This window comes from Bacteroides sp. LFL-34 (assembly GCF_027257075.1).
In the GTDB taxonomy this organism is placed as follows: Bacteria; Bacteroidota; Bacteroidia; order Bacteroidales; family Bacteroidaceae; genus Bacteroides; species Bacteroides ovatus.
This window is the reverse complement of record NZ_JAPQKZ010000038.1, coordinates 1-19,176: the sequence shown is the minus strand read 5'-3', so window position 1 is coordinate 19,176 and position 19,176 is coordinate 1. Positions and strand designations below refer to the sequence as shown.

7 protein-coding genes and 1 rRNA gene are annotated in these 19,176 nt (G+C 42.4%); all 8 read left to right on the top strand.

The window, feature by feature from the left end; translation table 11 throughout:
- Positions 1-47: 47 nt before the first annotated feature.
- The gene (locus tag N5O98_RS19860) at positions 48-3,473 is read left to right on the top strand and encodes a TonB-dependent receptor (RefSeq protein ID WP_004310277.1); all 3,426 of its coding nucleotides are present in this window, start codon (positions 48-50) and stop codon (positions 3,471-3,473) included.
- A gap of 5 nt (positions 3,474-3,478) precedes the next feature.
- The gene (locus N5O98_RS19855) at positions 3,479-5,236 is read left to right on the top strand and encodes a RagB/SusD family nutrient uptake outer membrane protein (RefSeq protein WP_022199540.1); all 1,758 of its coding nucleotides are present in this window, start codon (positions 3,479-3,481) and stop codon (positions 5,234-5,236) included.
- A 29-nt stretch (positions 5,237-5,265) separates the two neighbouring features.
- Positions 5,266-8,094, top strand: a complete 2,829-nt coding sequence (locus N5O98_RS19850) for a SusC/RagA family TonB-linked outer membrane protein (protein ID WP_008025350.1) — start codon at positions 5,266-5,268, stop codon at positions 8,092-8,094.
- Between the two features lie 26 nt (positions 8,095-8,120).
- Positions 8,121-10,784 carry a RagB/SusD family nutrient uptake outer membrane protein gene (locus N5O98_RS19845; RefSeq protein ID WP_004310281.1) on the top strand — a complete coding sequence of 888 codons (2,664 nt, stop codon included), beginning with the start codon at positions 8,121-8,123 and terminating at the stop codon, positions 10,782-10,784.
- Positions 10,785-10,803: 19 nt separating this feature from the next.
- Complete coding sequence (locus tag N5O98_RS19835) at positions 10,804-13,953, top strand: glycoside hydrolase family 3 N-terminal domain-containing protein (RefSeq protein ID WP_004310282.1); 3,150 nt, start codon at positions 10,804-10,806, stop codon at positions 13,951-13,953.
- Between the two features lie 16 nt (positions 13,954-13,969).
- Entirely contained in the window at positions 13,970-15,151 is a 1,182-nt protein-coding gene (locus N5O98_RS19830; RefSeq protein WP_004296678.1) for a metallophosphoesterase, read from the top strand.
- Between the two features lie 57 nt (positions 15,152-15,208).
- Positions 15,209-17,269 carry a SusF/SusE family outer membrane protein gene (locus tag N5O98_RS19825; RefSeq protein WP_224262682.1) on the top strand — a complete coding sequence of 687 codons (2,061 nt, stop codon included), beginning with the start codon at positions 15,209-15,211 and terminating at the stop codon, positions 17,267-17,269.
- A 1,312-nt stretch (positions 17,270-18,581) separates the two neighbouring features.
- Positions 18,582-19,176: ribosomal RNA gene (locus tag N5O98_RS19820) — 16S ribosomal RNA — on the top strand; the annotation flags it as partial.

Sequence of the window (19,176 nt, the reverse complement as noted above, 5' to 3'; positions counted from 1 at the left end):
AATTTTTCAATTACTTATGAAAAACCTAAAAATTGATACGCAAAAATATGGAAAATTCCTATTACAATCATGCAAATAGGGCATATTTTCTTTGTAAATCATATCTGTTTGTGAAATTTTTTGTTATTTTTCTATTTATAGCGAATGTAACTCTCGCTAATGGAAATGGAACGAGCGAACTCTATGATATAAAGAAAGGGACTCTACTGGAATATTTTAAAGATATAGAGAAAGAAACAGGCTACGTTTTCATCTATTCGAAAGATATCCGACCTAGTTTAAATCAAGTTGTCAGTGTAGATCTATCTAGGAAGAAGACAATCACAGAAAAATTGTCAGCCTTGTTTGAAAAGACAAATCTGGTATATGAAATAAATGGAAAACAGATTGTTGTAAAGAGAAAAACGGCAGTGAAAAAGAATCTTTCTTCACAGCCACAGGAACCTCGGAGAATAACCGGTACTATTACCGATACAAAAGGAGAACCGATTATCGGTGCCAATATCAAGGAAGTCGGTACATTTAACGGCATAATTTCCGATATAAACGGGCGCTTTGCCTTATCTGTAAATCCGAATGCAGTTTTGGAAATCAGTTATATCGGTTATGTCACGACGACAGTACCTGTAAAAGACAATAAAGTGCTTTCTATTGAAATAAAAGAAGCCGAGCAAAGTCTGGAGGAAGTCGTTGTTGTCGGCTACGGAAAGCAGAAGAAAGAAAGTGTGACAGCATCTATCGCTTCTATTTCGAGGAAAGAACTGGTACAGACACAACAATCCAATATTAGTAACATGCTGGTAGGACGAATGCCGGGATTGATTGCTTTTCAAAGAAGTGGTGCTCCCGGCGAAGACGCTTCCAGTCTGTTAATCAGAGGTGTCAGTACATTTACAGACAACACGGCTCCTTTAATAATGATCGATGGCATCGAACGAACTAATTTTGACGGCATAGATCCGAATGAAGTTGAATCATTGAATATACTTAAAGATGCTTCGGCAACAGCGATCTATGGAGTAAAGGGAGCTAACGGCGTAGTATTAATTACTACCCGTAAAGGGGAAAGAGGGCGTCCCCGGTTGAGCTATTCGGGTAATTTTGCTTTGCAGCAATCTACCCAGCTCCCCAGTTATCTGAATAGTGCGGATTATGCAACTTTATACAATGAAGCTTTAGAAAATGACTCCCGGGTTTCGGGTTCTACCTACCAACCGAAATTCACGGATAAAGATATTGAATTGTACAGAAATGGCTTTGATCCGATTTTGCATCCGAACACTAACTGGATAGACGATTTTCTTAGAAAGTTTTCTACCCGCACTCAACATAACATCAACCTTTCGGGTGGTACAGAACGTGTGAAATACTTTATATCGGGAAGTTATTTCGATCAGACCGGTATCTATAAACATACCAAGATAGATTCGGATCATGATGTAAATCCCCGTAACACCCGTTATAACTTCAGAACTAATTTCGATTTTCAGATAACGCGGGACTTTTCGACAACTGTTCAAATGGCCGCCCAGATAGGCAGAGTGATTACTCCGGGCTCCGGTAACAGTGGAATCTGGCAAGCTATTTCTTTTGCCAATCCCTTGAGCTCTCCGGGATTGGTGGACAATAAAATTGTCCGCATACAGGATGGATTGGGAAGCGTCAATCCCTGGCAAACCTTATTAAGCAACGGTTATCAGAAAGATAATAGAAATAACATCAATACAACATTACGTCTGAATTATGATTTATCATCTTTGCTGACCAAAGGTTTGTCCGTACACGGGAGTATCGCGTATGATAGCTATTATTACAGCCGTAAGAAATATTCGAAAACCTTTCCTTATTATCTTGCGCGCCGTGATGCGGAAGATCCGGATTACATCTATCTGATCCCCCAATCAGAAGAGAGTATCTGGTCTGTAAGTACCGGATGGGATAAGAACCGGAAAGTATATATGGAGTTTGGAATTGATTATAATAGAACTTTCGGGCTTCATAAAACGACAGCACTTATTCTGTATAATCAGAGTAAATACTATTCCCCCTCCCTTCAATATTATGTACCTAATGCTTATCAGGGATTGGTAGGACGATTGACCTATGAATATGCCTCCCGTTATTTGGCAGAATTCAATATGGGATACAACGGAACCGAGAATTTTGCCAAAGGCAAACGGTTCGGATTTTTTCCTGCTGTTTCATTAGGTTGGGTCATCAGTGAAGAAAAGTTTTTTCCGAAAAACAATATCGTTAAATATCTAAAGGTGAGAGGGTCCTACGGAGAGGTAGGAAACGATCAGATAGGTGGTGATCGATTTTTGTATCTGCCGTCTTCTTATGGAGCAGCGAGCGATTCGGGTGTGAACAAGTATAATTTCGGTTTGGCTTCCAATCCGTATACTTCACTGATGATTGTTGAAAATAAAATCGGTAATCCTGATTTGACTTGGGAAAAGGCGAAAAAGATGAATGTCGGTGTAGATATTAATCTGTTCAATAATTGTCTGACTGCTTCATTTGATATATTCAAAGAAAAACGAAATAACATATTAGCCAACAGATCAACATCCCCCATGATTATAGGTGCTAATCTTCCTGCATATAATTTTGGAGAAATGGAAAATCGCGGTTGGGAAATGGACCTTAATTTTAGACATCATATACAAGATTTCCATTATTGGGCACGCTTCAATTATTCATTTGCGAGGAATGAAATCATCTACATGGATGAAGTGCAGAAGAGATATGATTATCAGATGACTACCGGAAGAAGAAAGAATCAGTTTTTCGGACTGATCTTTGACGGATACTATAACTCGTGGGAAGAAATCAATGCATTAGACCGTCCTAAAAGTTCATGGAGCGGGAATCAGTTGCAACCGGGAGACGTCAAGTATGTAGACGTCAACCAGGATGGAGTGATTGATGATTACGACATGGTTCCGATAGGATACACCCCCGTACCGGAGATTATTTACGGTTTCTCATTCGGAGCGCAATATAAAGGATTTGATTTCTCCATCTTATTTCAGGGAGCTGACAATGTATCCATTAAATATTTCGGACGGTCGATGTGGCCTTTCGCGAAAGGAGAAGAGAGTGCGAAATCTCTGATAAAAGAACGTTGGACACAGGAACGGTCTGAGGCAGGAGAAAAGATCACCTTTCCCCGTTTGTCTCTGAATCCCAACGGAGAAACCGATCACAACTATCGTCCTTCTACTCTTTGGATACGGGATGCCAGTTATTTGCGATTGAAAAACCTCGAAGTAGGATATACATTTACCGGAGGTTTTGTCAAACGGCTTAACCTGAATAGTGTAAGATTATATTTCAACGGTTCCAATTTATTCACGTGGACAGATGTGGTAGATCTGGACCCGGAAGCACCTTCGAGAAGTGGAAATGTTGAAATCAATACATATCCGTTGCAGAAAGTATATAATATTGGTCTTAATATAAATTTTTGATAATCATGAAAAGAATAACATATATATGTGCAATACTTCTGTCGTCTGTATTGATGTTTTCGTGTAGTGACTATCTGGAAGCTCCGCCCTCTGTCGATTTGGATGAAGACGGTGTCTTTGCCGACAGGACTTTGACAGAACAATACATAACAGGCATCTATGCAGAAGGTATGCCGCTGGGGTTCTCGATGGGAAGTAGCGGGATCGACCGTAAATTGTGTGCAACCTCAACCCTGGCAGGAGCGTGTGATGAAGCCGAACAAGGTGCAAACTGGGGGAAGGGCAATGCCTCGTGGAACGTGGACAATCATAACAACAGCAGCATAGACTGGGATGAAGACCCCCGTCACAACACCCGTTGGCAGACATTACGAAAATGCAATATCGTGCTTGAACGTATTGACGAAGTGCCCGATGATCCGGGAGACGTTGATTTTAAGACACGTTCCAGAGGCGAAGCCTATTTTATGCGGGCTTTGGTCTTCTGGGAAGGAGTATATAGATATGGTGGACTGCCTATAATACACCGTAGAATAAATCCGTCGGAAGATGGTAAACTACCCCGTAATACATTTTCCGATTGTGTAGACTCCATTCTTGTCGATTGTGACCGGGCTGCCTCCATATTACCGGATTATTATACGAATTCGATATTGGTAGGACGGGCAAACAGGATAGCCGCCTTAGCCCTCAAATCCAGAGTACTCCTGTATGCGGCGAGTCCTTTGTTCAATACCGACGATCCGTACCTTCCTTTAAGTGGAAATAATGACCTGATAGGATATGGAAACTATAGTAAAGAACGCTGGAATGAAGCTGCTAAAGCAGCCAAGGCAGCCATTACCGCTGTTGAATCTTCTGGCTATTATGACTTGTACGATGAGGGAACACCTGAAACAAATTACGAACATGTGTGGACTGCTCCCGATAACAAAGAAATAATTCTGGCCAACAAAAAATATCGGAATTTCACAACAAGCAGTCATCCCATAACAAGCAATATACCGGCATGGGCGGGAAGTAGTTGGAGCGACGGCGGTCTTTTTACAACCTTCAATTTCGTGCGTTTCTATGAGAAAAAAGACGGGAACCAACAAACATGGAATATGGATGGTGGCGATGATCTGCTTGAAAAGTACGACGAACTGGACCCTCGTTTTGCGCAAACCATTGCAGCACATGGAGCTAACTGGAATACAGAGATTGGAATTCTTAATTTTCTGCCCGGTGGAGCTCACAATGTAGCCAATGATAAAACGAAACACCTGGTTCGCAAATGGGTACCTCGCGTACTAAGAGCAACGGCTCCGCGCAACTCCACTAATATGGACTGGATTGTCTTCCGGGTAGCCGAACTCTATCTGAATTATGCAGAAGCTTTGAATGAATATTATGAAACTCCCCCGAAAGAAGCATTCGATGCAGTCCTGAAAGTTCGTGAACGCTCCGGAATGCCGGGCTTTCCTTCCACTTTGAATAAAGAGCAGTTCAGGGAGAAACTGCGAAGAGAACGAGCCGTGGAACTGGCTTATGAAGATCATCGTTTCTGGGATATAAGACGTTGGCTGATAGCCGATGATGAAGGTGTTATGAAAGGTGCCATGTATGGATTGCAGCTCTCCGCTGTTACAGGAGCACCGGGTAAAGTACATTACAAACCTTATGTCTTTGAAAACAGATTATGGAGTGACCGTTCTTATTTACATCCTATCAAGCAGACCGAAATAGATAAAGGGTATATGCTTCAGAATCCGGGATGGTAAATATGTTCAATCAACTAAAAATAAAAGGTATGACAATAATAAACAGTATATACAAAGGGAAGCGTTATGCTATACTTTTGACTACTATTCTCACTTTTTATGCTCCCGTTTTGTTTGCTCAACACATAGCCGATTCTGCACTTGTAGAAGTCGCCTATGGGCAACAACCGGAATGGAGGCGAACAAGTGCCATTTCTTCCATACGTGGGGAAGATTTGCTGAAAACTACTTCCGCAAGCTTGGGAAATAGTCTGCAAGGACAGCTTCCCGGACTAACATTGTTGCAACAAAGCGGAGAGCCCGGCTATGATTTCTCTATCGCGAATCTCTACCTCCGGGGACGTACTTCCTATGCAAGCGGACAAAAAATGCTGGTATATGTCGACGGTTTCGAAGCCCCGATTGAAAGTCTGTCCACTGCGGAAATCGAGTCTGTAACATTATTGAAAGACGCTTCGGCTCTGGCTTTATATGGTATGCGTGGTGCAAATGGTGTTTTATTGGTGACAACCAAGAAAGGATGCGTTTCCGCTCCGCAAGTCAGTATCCGTTTACAAACGGGAATACAACAACCGTTGGGCGTTCCCGATCCTATCAATGCGTATGATTATGCCACCTTATACAATCAGGCGCGTGTGAATGACGGATTGCCTCGTTTATACACTCCAGAGGAATTGAATGCCTATCAGAACAACACCGATCCTTACTTTTACCCCAATGTAAACTGGAAAAAGGCCATTTTGAATAATACAGCTCCTTTGAGTATGGCTGATTTAAGTTTTAAAGGAGGAGGAGATGTGGTGCAATACTATGTAATGATGAATCTTTTGCAGAACATCGGTTTCTACAAAGACACCGATAAAAAACGCCGGGAAAACTCGAATGCCTATTATGCGAGCTTTAATTTCAGGTCTAATTTGAATATCCAGATAAGCAAGCACCTGTCTACCGGACTCAATTTTAGCGGGAGTGTAGGTAATCGCTCTATTCCCGGAGGCAGCAGTTCTGCCAACGGACTTTTGGGAGCGATATGGAGAACAGCTCCGAATGCATTTCCGGTGTACAACCCCGACGGATCGTATGGAGGAAATGCCGCTTTTACCAACCCGGTCGGTAATATCGTCAGCAGAGGGCTTTATAAAGAAAACAGCCGGACTTTCCAACTGATTTTTATGCCTAAATACGACCTGGAGAAACTGACAAAGGGATTAAGTGTCAGTGCCGGTATTGCCTACAACAACTATATGGCGGATTCATCTATAAAGAATCAGAATTATGCCCGTTATTCTCTTTCCAAAGGAGCAGGGGGAGAGGTGCTATATACACCCTACGGCGCTGATTCTCCTTTGGAATCCGATGAAGGATTCCGTACTGACTGGAGCCGTCTGAACTTTAAGGCACAGTTGGATTATGATCGCGTTTTCAAGCAACATCAACTCACTGCCAGCATCTTTTTCCTGTCTGATTTATATCAGAAATATGGAAGTCGTGATGACATTAAATACTTGAATTATGCAGGGCGGGTAACTTACTCTTATAATCAAAAATACATAGGAGAATTTGCAGCTTCATATACAGGTTGTGATGATTATGCTCCTGGAAAAAGATATGGATTCTTTCCCGCTTTCTCCGCCGGATGGATACTGTCGAAAGAAAACTTCATGAAAAATATCAACTGGGTTGAATATTTGAAACTAAGAGCATCTATCGGACTGGTTGGAAACAATCAGAATGAGAACGGACGTTATCTGTTCGACCAGACTTATAGCAGTAACGGCTCCTATTTTTTAGGTACAGGGTCGTCATCAACAGGCGGGTTTCGGGCAGATATGATTGCCAATCCCGATATTAGTTGGGAGAAGGAACGTGTATTCAATATCGGATTGGATGCAGTTTTACTGAAAGGGCTGTCGGTAGAATTCGATTATTTCCATAAAGAAAGATATGATATCCTGTCACAGCCGTATTCCACTATTCCCGGATTTGTTGGAGCCTCTTATGGCGACATATTGCCTTATATGAATGTAGGTAAAGTAAAGAATCAAGGTTTCGAGGGTACGATCAGGTACGAAAGCAGTCTTAAAAATAACTTCAACTATTACGTTGAAACATCGGCGTGGTATGCAAAGAATGAAATTGTCGATATGGCGGAAGAAGTGAAACTCTACGATTATCAATATCGTAAAGGACGTTCCGTGAATACTCCTTTTGTACTTGTTGCTGACGGACTGTATCAGGAGAGTGATTTCGATTCGAATGGAAGTCTGAAGTCACATTTACCGGTACCGCAGTTTGGAGAAGTAAACCCCGGTGATATAAAATATATCGATAAAAATGGTGATGGAGTAGTCGATTCCAATGACTCCTATCCTGTGGGATATTCTAATATTCCGGAGTGGAATTATGCTTTGAAAATAGGCTTTGAATGGAAAGGGATAGACGTTGAGGCTTTATTTCATGGCGTTGCCAATAGAGACATCTATTTGAGCGGGCCGTTGGCTTATTCCTTTACCGACAATGGCTCTGCTTCAAAACTGGCTCTCGACAGCTGGACACCGGAGAATCCCAATGCTTCTTATCCCCGTTTGTCTACCCGGACATTTGAAAACAATTACCGGATATCTACATATTGGAAAAGAAACGGAAACTACTTCAGAATGAAGAATATCCGGATTGGATATACCTTCCCCCAGTCAATAGCAAGAGCGATAAAATTGTCCAGATTGTATGTGTATGCTAATGCGAGCAATCTTTTCACCGTGAGTCATCTTGACGGATTGGCCGACCCGGAAAGCAGTTCTTTGATTACATATCCGTTGACACGTTCCTACAACCTGGGAATAAAAATTGATTTTTAATAGGTAAGAACAAAAATATAATAATTATGAAATACCCAATAGGTTTATCTATCATATTGAATGCTCTTGCTGCTATCAGCATATTGTCCGGATGCAGTGATTATCTGGACAGAGAGTATGATTCGTTTATCGACAACGAGATGACCTTTACTTCCTATGAACGTACAAGCAAATTTCTAGTCAATGCTTATCGGTATCTGCCTGATGGTTTCAACCGTATCGGTTCCGAAGCTATGTTGGATGCCGCTACCGATGATGCCGAACATGCTAATGCCTCCTGCAACATCCAGCACTTCAACACCGGAGCCTGGAATTCAAGGTCCAATCCGGATGATTTGTGGAATAAGTATTACGCAGGAATTCGCATAGCGAATGAATTTATAGAAAATGTAGACAGAGTGAATCTGGATAAATACAGACTCGATCCGGATAATCAGAATGAATATCAGAACCGTCTGAATGACTTGAAAACATGGAAATATGAGGCCCGTTTTTTAAGAGCGTTTTTCCATTTCGAGCTGGTGAAACGTTTCGGACCTGTACCTGTGATTACTTCTACACTATCCGTCAATGCGGATTATTCGGAGACTCCACGCCCGTCTATGGACGATTGCATCTCATTCATCTCCAGCGAATGTGATAAGGTAGCCGAAGTGCTCGATTTAACTCCGGGACGAGGAATCGATTCGGATTTGGGACGTGCAACGAAGGGAGCCGCATTGGCTTTGAAAAGCAGAGTTTTATTGTATGCGGCCAGTCCCTTGTATCTGGACTGGCAGAATTTTTCGGAAAGCGATCTTCCTTCCGATATGGAGAAATGGAAAGCTGCGGCACAGGCTGCGAAAGACGTAATTGATCTGGGCATATATTCGTTGTATGGCAGTTATGCCACTTTATTCAAGAATAACTTTCAGAATTCCGAGTTTATTCTGATGCGTCGTTACGGAAACAGTTCCGACTTTGAAAAATACAACTTTCCTGTCAGTTATGGTGGGGTAGGCGGCGTCAATCCTTCGTTGAATCTGGTAGACTCTTATGAAATGAAAGATGGCAGCTATTTTAGTTGGGAGAATGAGGAAAATGCCGTTCGTCCGCAATTCTACCGGGATGACAGGTTGAATGCTACCATTCTGCTGAATGATTCCGTTTGGAAAAGCACGGCGGTAGAGAATTGGGACGGTGGAAAAGACGGTCTGGGCGTTACCAATGCAACCAAAACCGGATTCTATCTGAAAAAATACCTTAATGAAGATGTGAATATCCAAACCGGCGGAGGAAGTCAGGGACATATCTGGCCGTTGTTTCGTTTAGCGGAGATTTACCTGAATTATGCGGAAGCCTTGAACGAATACGATCCCGAAAATGCGGATATAGCAGAATACGTCAATCGAGTGCGCAGCCGTGCCGGACAACCGAATCTGCCTTCCGGATTGACGCAGGACGAAATGCGTGAGCGTATCCGGCGTGAACGTCGTGTCGAACTGGCATTTGAGGAGCATCGTTCGTGGGATGTAAGACGGTGGAAGATTGCGCAAGAAACACTCGGAGGAGATTTGCTAGGTCTTGAAATCACCCGTAAGAATCAGGCTCGAAGAGCTGTTACCCGGAATTCCGTAATACCGGCTAACGAAGTTCCGGAAGGATGGCATTATTACGATGGAGACGAATTCAATGATTTGGTCATAAACAACTCATATTGGGGACAGTATGGAAGCGACACTCCGGTAGGAAACTCCCAGTATGGACAACCCACCGGAAATATCCAGACTTATCGTAAAAAACAGATTACGATTGAGAAAGGGAGTGGCGGATTGAGCTTTGCCCGGATAACAGCCACCAAGGACGACAATCCACCGGCTCCGACATTAAGCACTGCCAGTACGAGAGAAGGATGGTGGTCGGGAGCTTTGTCCAGCCGGGATACCGACAAATATGGTTATCAGGGGAAATATTACCCTCTGCATTCCCGCATTGAGATTCGTGCAAAAATACCTTATATATATGGTATATGGATGGGACCGTGGTGTCGTCATTATGCAGGAGCCAGTGTTGCGGAACTTGACATCGAAGAGTTTTTCGTCAAGGAATTTGAGAATACGGCTTCACCCCGCCGGCTTAGCCAGGCTTTACATTTGCATGATAATAAAACAGGCAATCTGGGAATCAACGTGAATGGGTACGGACGACATACAGTGCTTGATTTTGATCCGGGAGCAGACTTCCATACGTATGGCGTTCAGGTAGATCCGGACCCGGTTTCTCCGGATAAGCATGCTATCATCAGCTACCTGTTGGATGGTAAAGTAACCAATACATTCAAGACGATTGACTATGATGACAGATATAATACATTTATAACCAAAGCAATAGCGGAGGGAAGAGAAAAGCGAACCTGGGACATTGCGATAACCGGACAAATCGGAGGAAAGAATGAAAATGGTATCGGCTATCCCGAAGACAGGAATGCCAATTTGAGAAACGTTTCGATGGATGTAGATTGGGTACGTGTATTTACCCGGGATGAAACAGAACCAGAGATTCCTGAAAAGCCGGAATATCCCGTCGAGAAGTTTGATTATTCCCGTGCTGTGGTAGAAAAGAGAGTGTTTGATTCTAAAATGTATTGGTATCCCATACCTGAAAGTGAGATTCTGCAGTTGAAGAACTGGAAACAGAATCCGGGTTGGTAAATCATTAAAAAGAAATATCATGTTGAAAATAAAGATTCTAATAATCATATTTTGCTGTATCGGGGTGGTGAAAGCCCAAACCGTTATTCCTCCTTCATCAGAAACCCCTCCCGGATGGATTTATTACGATGGAGACGAGTTTAACGGAGATGTGATTGACTCCCGGTATTGGGGAATATATGGTTCCCCAAAAGTGGGGCGACCCACCTATAATCAGGAAAATAAAGCCATGCTTCAGACATACCGTCCGGAGCAGGTCTTTATCGAAACCCTTCCTACAGGAGAGAAGATTTGTCGAATTCGCTCATTCAAAAGTAAAGATGCGCTCAGTCCCGTTCATCCCAGTGTGAAGAGCAAGACCGGATGGTGGTCGGGAGCGCTGTCCAGCAGAGATTCCGATACGGAGAAATATTATCCTCTTTTCTGCCGCATAGAGATCAAAGCCAAAGTCCCATATCTATATGGGCTTTGGAATGCACTTTGGTTGAGGCATTATAAAGGAGCTGGAGTAGCCGAAATAGATATACTGGAGTTTTTTACCAAAGCTTTCGGGGAAAATCCTTATCCGGCCAAAGCGAATCAAACTTTGCATTTGTTCAATTCGGAAACGCAAAAGTTGGGAATCAATCTACCCAAAGGTCAGATACGATATACTGAAATCGGAGACGATAAGCCGGGAGATAATTTCCATGTATATGCGGTTCAGATAGATCCCGATCCTGTTGATAACAATCATGCCATCATTACGTTTCTGATAGATAATAAAGTCAATTACCAGATACATACCCGTACACAGTTGGGGGATGCATATACTGATTTTATCACTAAGGCTCGTAAAGAGAATCGGCTGGACAGAGTTTGGGATATTGCTATCACCGGGCAGGTAGGAGCATTTGACAAGTTGGATGTCGGCTATCCTGCGGAGGAATTGCAGCAATTTGATTTCGATATTGATTGGATAAGAGTTTATGTTCGCGATCCGCATACCCGGATCGTCGGAAATAGTAAACTACCTCATACTCCGGAAGCGGATTCATTTGTTAAAGATTTGCTCTCACGGATGACTGTGGAAGAGAAGATCGGCCAGTTATCCCAATACGTAGGCCGTACCCTTCTAACCGGTCCTGAATCAGAATATTTGAGCGATTCATTGATAGCACGCGGACTTGTAGGTTCTGTTTTGAATATATCCGGTGCAAAGACATTGCGTGATTTGCAGGAAAAGAATATGCGTTATTCCCGGATAAAGATACCGATTCTTTTTGGGATGGACGTGATTCATGGATATAAGACAATCTTTCCGACTCCTTTGGCGGAATCGTGTAGTTGGGATTTAGCAGCGATCGAACGAGCTGCCAAGATTGCTGCGATTGAATCCTCGGCAGCCGGACTACATTGGACGTTCGCTCCTATGGTCGACATCGCAAGAGACGCCCGTTGGGGCAGGGTAGTGGAAGGAGCAGGAGAAGACACCTACCTGGGAAGTGAAATAGCCAAAGCAAGAGTGAATGGTTTTCAGTGGAATCTTTGGGAGAATAATTCAGTATTGGCATGTGCAAAGCATTGGGTAGCTTACGGACTTCCCCAGGCGGGAAGAGATTATGCTCCGGTGGATATGTCGGAACGGACTTTGTTTGATACTTATCTACCTCCTTTTAAGGCTTGCATTGATGCGGGAGTACTTACTTTTATGAGTGCTTTCAATGATATAAATGGTATTCCTGCGTCCGCACATCCGTTCCTGCTCAAAGACTTATTGAGAGGGCAATGGAATTTCAATGGTTTTGTGGTAAGCGATTGGGAAGCAGTGAAGCAGCTGGTGGCGCAGGGAGTGGCGGAAGACGATAAAGACGCTACCCGTCTGGCTTTCAATTCCGGCATCGACATGGATATGACAGATGGGCTCTATAATAAATACATGAAAGAACTGATAGAAGCCGGTAAAATCAGTATGGAAGATGTCGACAATTCCGTCAGTCGGATTCTGCATATCAAATATGCTTTGGGACTGTTTGTTGATCCATATAAATTCTGTAATGAAGAATACGAATCGCAGACAATCATGAAAAAAGAATTTCTGGATGCAGCACTGGACATGGCTCATAAATCGGCTGTCCTGCTGAAGAATGACAATCATACATTACCGCTGGCAAAAAATGTCCGTTCCATTGCCGTGGTAGGTCCGCTGGCCGATAATCAGACCGAACTGCTGGGCTCGTGGAGAGCAAGAGGGGAAGATCGCCATGTGACGACTGTATTGCAGGGCATAAAGAACAAAATCGGCGGTAACAAAACGAAAGTTGGATATGCCCGTGGTTGCGATTTTGACGGAGAAGATAAGTCAGGATTCAAAGAAGCAGTGAAATTGGCTTCCAAAAGTGATATGGTGATTGCCGTTGTCGGTGAAAAAGCTTTGATGAGTGGCGAATCGAGAAGCCGTGCCCAACTGGATTTGCCGGGTGTGCAGGAAGAATTGATAAAAGAACTGGTTGCCACAGGGAAACCCGTTGTCGTCGTATTGATGAATGGGCGTCCGCTGTCTATCGAATGGGTGGACAAGAACGTATCGGCCATTCTCGAAACCTGGTTTTTAGGTACTTCTGCAGGAACCGCTATTGCTGATATACTGTTCGGTGATTATAATCCTTCCGGAAGATTGACCATTTCTTTTCCACGGGTAGAGGGACAAGTACCGGTTTACTATAACTATAAGAAATCCGGACGTCCGGGAGATATGCCCCATTCCTCAACCACCCGGCATATCGATGTTCCGAATGCTCCGCTCTATCCTTTTGGTTACGGTTTGAGTTATACCACATTCAGTTATTCAGTTCCGCAGAGCACCCAAAAAGAATATACGCGACAGGAGACCATCTCCGTTTCGGTGACAGTAACCAATACCGGAGACAGAGATGGCGAAGAGACTGTGCAACTGTATGTGAATGATAAAGTTGCTTCTGTTGTGCGTCCGGTAAAGGAGTTGAAGGCATTCAAAAAAATATTCCTGAAAGCGGGGGAGTCAAAGACCGTTCAGTTTGACATTTCTCCTTTAGCTTTAGGCTTTTATGATGCTGCCATGAACTATGTGGTAGAACCCGGTGAATTTGAAATTATGACCGGCTGCAACAGTAATGATTTACAAACCATATCGGTCAAACTAATAAATTAGAAGGAGGAACCGTTCTATGAGAAATTGGATAATTGTATTTTTTGTCATCTTTGCCGCTCGGCTTTCTGCACATGACGGTGACAGTATAAAGATCACACACGGTCCTTACCTGTGTGATATGAGTACCGACGGCGTGACAGTGGTATGGACTACAAACAAACCTGCTCTTTCGTGGGTGGAAGTGGCGCCTGCCGGTGAAGATCATTTCTATGGGAAGGAACGTCCGCGATATTACGATACGGAGTCCGGACGTAAGCGGGCCAATGATACAATCCACCGTGTACGCATCAAACATTTGGAACCCGGCAGGGAATACAGATACCGGATTTTTTCGAGAGAAGTTGTCTCTTGGCCTTCGAGTGACTGGGTAACTTATGGATTGATTGCTGCTTCAAATGTATACAAGCAAGAACCTTTCAGATTCAGAACTTTCGACGACCGGAAGAAAGAAATTTCCTTTCTGGTATTAAATGATATTCACGGGCGGAGTGACTATATGAAGTCTCTGTGTCGGGAAGTAGATTTCAAATCTCTTGATTTCGTTTTGCTTAATGGAGATATGTCGTCATGGGTAGAGGGGCAGGAGCAGATATGTAAAGATTATATTGATGCTTGTGTCGAATTGTTTGCGTCCGAAGTGCCTATTGTTTTCAACCGGGGAAACCATGAAACACGTGGAGTTTATTCCGATGCGTTGATAAAGTATTTTCCTACGTCTACCGGAACTTTTTATTATCGTTTCAACATAGGTAAGGTTTGTTTTCTTGTTCTTGATTCCGGTGAAGATAAGCCGGATTCGGATTTGGAGTATGCCGGTATTGCCGACTATGACAATTATCGAGAAGAAGAAACCCTATGGTTGCGGAGTGTGGTGGAAGAAAACGATTTTAAGCAATCATCCCTTCGGATCGCATTCCTGCACATCCCGCCGACGATAGGCAATTGGCATGGAAACTATCATTTGCAGCAAACCTTGTTGCCCGTTTTAAATACGGCTGGAATTGATCTGATGTTATCCGGACACACTCATAAATATTATTTCCGTGAATCAGAACCCGATAAAGCCAACTTTCCCATCCTTGTCAATGATAATAACAGCTATCTGCTTTGTAAGATAAAAGATGGAAAAATGGTGATTGATGTGGTAGGAGCGAATGGAAAAGACAAGAAGCAACATCAGTTTGATGTGAAATTTTAGTCAAATACCATTAGATTCCAATAGTATAGTTATTTATAATTTAATGTAATCATGAAGATGAAAACTATAATAAAATTATTATTTGTATTTTCGTTGCCATTTATTTTCTGTCGTTGTGCCGACGACGGGATACACTATGAACGGGAAATCAATGTTCCCGAAGGTATCTATCTGACGGGGAGTGCGTCCCAATTCTCGGTAGAGGCAATCAATGGTAAAATGAATGTGATAAAAGAGGGCACTTTGGTCGCATTGAACACATGGCTGACATCCAGCGGAGATTTTTATATCTCTTTAGTCGGACCGGATGGGCAACCCGTTTATTATGGGCAGGGAGCGCTTTTGCAAAACGACAACAGTGAGGTGTCAACTTATTCTTTGGCTCCTGGAACCGGCGGTTTCAGAGTAATGGAAGATGGATTGTATCAGCTAATTGTGAATCCTTTATTGAAACAGGTTAATATTGTTCCATTCAATTTCCGTTTGACGAGTAAATTCGAACTGACAGAAGACGGTGAAAACGAACTCTTTCTTCAAAAACCGTCTTACGACCATATTAACCATGTGGCTACCTGGGTGTCCAGTGGCGAGTTAGAAGTGATATTACCGGCAGAGTTTTCGTTTAATTATACCGATAATACGTCTTTTGATGTGAAGGAAACAGATACGGAGAAATATACATTCTCTTCTATGTACACCGGAACGGGAGGAAGTATAAAAATGAATGTTTTAACTGAAGAATATGCCGAACTAACCAACCAGTCGCAAGTGCAGCTCAATCTTAAAAACAAAGGTGAGTATAAAGTAACGCTTCAATATGAAGTCTTGACAGGAAAATTCTTTGCGAAGATGACGGGCAATGAGATCATAGAACCCGAACCGGAGGGGTATCCGGAGAAACTATATATGATTGGAGATGAATTTGGAAACTGGAATTGGAATTCGACAAATGTGGTAGAGATGGCCCCTGTGGGACAGCTTGGCAATGGTGCATTCTGGACTATCAAGTATTTCAATGCTGGTCAGGGAATTAAATGGGCATCGGAAAAATCTGATGCGGAAAGTTTTGCCTCTTTGGGTACAAATGTCAATTATGTTGTAGGCAGTAACGGAAGAGCGACGGTAGAAACAAGCGGCCTGTATTTGGTATATGTAGATATGAACCGTAATCTTATAGCTTTTGAGAAACCTGCCGTTTATGGAATAGGTGAGTGTTTTGACGGACAGGAAGTATCGTTCGATCTTTCCGGGCAGAATTTCTCTGCTGTCACTACAACACAAGGCAATCTTCAGATGTATGCAACTTCCGACTATAACAATAGAGACTGGAACACTATGGAATTCAACATCTATAATGGACAAATCTATTATCGTGGTGTAGGTGCTGCACTGGAACCGGTTCCTGTTGCTTCTAATATACCAATAGAACTTGATTTCTCTCAAGATAGAGGTAAAATAGCTGTGACTTTTGCCTCTCCAAGTGATGTCCCCTCAACAGCGAAGGCTATTTATATGGTTGGCGATGAATTTGGAAACATGAATTGGGGCTCGGATGGGGTTATCTCATTAGATAAGGTTTGGAACAGTGCCGACCGATGGATACATATTAATTATTTCAATGCCGGAACTAAACTTCGTTTCTCTACATCCAAGATATTTGGTGATGGAGAGTTTACCGGACTGACTAATAATGTGGGCTTCGAAATCTCTGACGAAGGACTGGTGGTTATCCCCCAAAGTGGTACTTATATCATTTTCGTTGATTTAGGTTCGAAGACCATCTCCATCCAAAAGCCTGTAATCTATGGGTATGGAACGGCAGCCGGAGGAAACAACGAAAAGATCTTGCCTTTTACGGAAAGTAGCGACGGGAAAACATTCTCTGTTACTTTACCTAATGGAGGACGTTTCAGAATACATCCTTATATTCCTGCTTTTGATAATCTTAATCCTTCATTTGGTGCTTGGAAACGCGAATATGCTGTTAATCCGGAGACTCTTGAAATCTATTTGCGTAAAGAGGGCATGGATGAACCGAACAAAGATTATGTATGGGCTGCCAACACTATAATAACTCTTGATTTCAGGGCAGCGAAAGGAACGATAGTAGTTCCTTAGCCCGGTCTGCTCCAAGAAAAATTGTAGCTGATTATATTTTTATATCACTTTTACCCTCACACCCTCACACCTTCGTTCAATCCCTTTATTCATCGTGGTTGCAAGGTGTGAGGGAACGTGTGGCAGTAGGGTGAGGGTAAAAAGTTACCCTCACCCTATTTAATTTTAGTTTTACTTTTAATTTATTGATTTATAGTGAAATATACTTCTGTTTGGATGTAAACAACTAATCTCATATCTCACTATTTTGATCCTTTTTCTATCATATAAATGCCGAAAGTGTGTCATTAGTATCTGCTTTTGAAGTACCGTCTCTTATTCTATATTCTTTCATCAATTATAGGTTAATACCTAATGATCTTTCTGTAAACTCTTAATGCTTCTTATGGGCTCACTATAGTAGATAGACTTGTTTACAGTAGTGAGCTTGTTTGTCTACATTTGATAGCTTATTTGTTCACATTGGTGAGCCCTTACTAATCACTAAGCGAGAATGTATACTATTCTCGAACATTTCCGTTCTGCACTCTGTAATCTGAAAAAAGGAGGTATTGACCTAAGTTTAAATAAATGGGTTGAGTTGGTGAGTCTTTGTACTACAGATTTTTCCCTTACAGGCATCTTCTTGCTTTTTCCTTTTTCGCCTTTACGCGCCCGCGTGTGATATAATAATGTGTATCCCTCTCGTCGTTTCCGCGCACAATTTCCCTATACATAAAAAATATGTTCTACAACATCGTTATGCGTCAGCACTTTAGCAAATGTACTCAAAAATAATTAGAAAAAATAGTTTGATATATTTGGAGTGTATACCAAAAGGGCGTACTTTTGCACCCGCTTTCCAAGAGAAGAAAGCCTTGACAAATTGACTTAGTGAAAAAGTGGAATCCCACTTAAAGAAAAGAACAAAAACTTCCGAAAAAGTTTGGATTATAATAAATAAAGTTCTTATCTTTGCAGTCCGATTCGCAAAGGAAATTGGCAAGAGTTATTCTTTCATACCTTCTTTCCCTTTCGCATAGAGAGCCAGAGAAATCGAGTAAAAAGAAAAACTAAAAAAAACTTCCGAAAAAGTTTGGTAGTTAAAAATAAAGCCCTTACCTTTGCACCCGCTTTTAAAACGAAAGCAGCAAGTTCTTTGAAATATTGATAAACAATACAAGTAGTACAAGTAAAAAAATAGAACCGTCAATACTTGTCTTATGAAGTAGTGATACAATTAAGACTAATAGGTATTTGAATAAGGTCAATAAATTTACGGCGTCCTGAACAGAGCAAAAAAGTCATCCTAAGGGATGATAAAAATACTTTTACAATGAAGAGTTTGATCCTGGCTCAGGATGAACGCTAGCTACAGGCTTAACACATGCAAGTCGAGGGGCAGCATTTTAGTTTGCTTGCAAACTGAAGATGGCGACCGGCGCACGGGTGAGTAACACGTATCCAACCTGCCGATAACTCCGGAATAGCCTTTCGAAAGAAAGATTAATACCGGATGGCATACGAATATCGCATGATATTTTTATTAAAGAATTTCGGTTATCGATGGGGATGCGTTCCATTAGTTTGTTGGCGGGGTAACGGCCCACCAAGACAACGATGGATAGGGGTTCTGAGAGGAAGGTCCCCCACATTGGAACTGAGACACGGTCCAAACTCCTACGGGAGGCAGCAGTGAGGAATATTGGTCAATGGGCGAGAGCCTGAACCAGCCAAGTAGCGTGAAGGATGAAGGCTCTATGGGTCGTAAACTTCTTTTATATGGGAATAAAGTATTCCACGTGTGGAATTTTGTATGTACCATATGAATAAGGATCGGCTAACTCCGTGCCAGCAGCCGCGGTAATACGGAGGATCCGAGCGTTATCCGGATTTATTGGGTTTAAAGGGAGCGTAGGTGGATTGTT